Source organism: Pseudooceanicola lipolyticus, from assembly GCF_002786325.1.
GTDB classification, from domain to species: Bacteria; Pseudomonadota; Alphaproteobacteria; order Rhodobacterales; family Rhodobacteraceae; genus Pseudooceanicola_C; species Pseudooceanicola_C lipolyticus.
This window is the reverse complement of record NZ_PGTB01000388.1, coordinates 1-925: the sequence shown is the minus strand read 5'-3', so window position 1 is coordinate 925 and position 925 is coordinate 1. Positions and strand designations below refer to the sequence as shown.

General features: G+C 72.3%; 1 pseudogene. It reads left to right on the top strand.

The window, feature by feature from the left end:
* Positions 1 to 925, top strand: a pseudogene (locus CVM52_RS26135) (DUF4159 domain-containing protein); the annotation flags it as partial.

Sequence of the window (925 nt, the reverse complement as noted above, 5' to 3'; positions counted from 1 at the left end):
ACCGCGCTGTCGCTGCCGTCGGAACTGCGCGCGCGGGTCACCCGGTTTGAAATCCTCGGCCAGCGCTCGGCCGGGGCGCTGGCGCTGACCGATGACGGGCTGCGCCGCCGCGAGGTGGCGCTGATCGCCGGCCGCGACGATCGCGAGGGGCTGGAGCTGCTGTCGCCGCTGCATTACCTGGAACAGGCCCTGATCCCCACCGCCGACCTGCTGGACGGCGCGCTGATGGATATTCTGCCGGCCAATCCCGACGTGATCATCATGGCCGATGTCGCCACCCTGTCGGCGGGCGAGCAGGAAGCTCTGGGCGAGTGGATCGAGGCCGGCGGCATGCTGCTGCGCTTTGCCGGGCCGCGCCTGGCCGCCAGCGATGTCAGCCGTCAGGACGAGGCGCCGCTGATGCCGGTGCGCCTGCGGGCCGGCGGCCGCAGCGTGGGGGGCGCGATGAGCTGGGGCGAGCCGAAAGCGCTGGCCGCGTTCCCGGAAAACTCGCCCTTCCACGGGCTGCGCATCCCGTCGGACGTGACGGTGTCGGCCCAGGTGATGGCGCAACCGGACCCGACGCTGGCCGACCGGGTGATCGCGGCGCTGAGCGACGGCACGCCGCTGGTCACCCGCAAGATGCTGGGACAGGGGCAGGTGGTGCTGTTCCATGTCACCGCCAATGCCGAATGGTCGACGCTGCCGCTGTCGGGCCTGTTTGTTGAAATGCTGGAACGGCTGGCGGTGTCTTCGGCCGCCAAGGCGCCCAGCGCGGCGGATCTGGACGGCACCACCTGGACGCCGCTGCAGGTGATGGACGGGTTCGGGGTGCTGTCCGATGCCGGCACCCTGCCCGGTGTCGACGGCCCGGCCCTGGCCGAAGCGCCGGTGGGCCCCGAACTGCGCCCCGGCCTGTATCGCAGCGGCGACCGGCGGCTGGCGC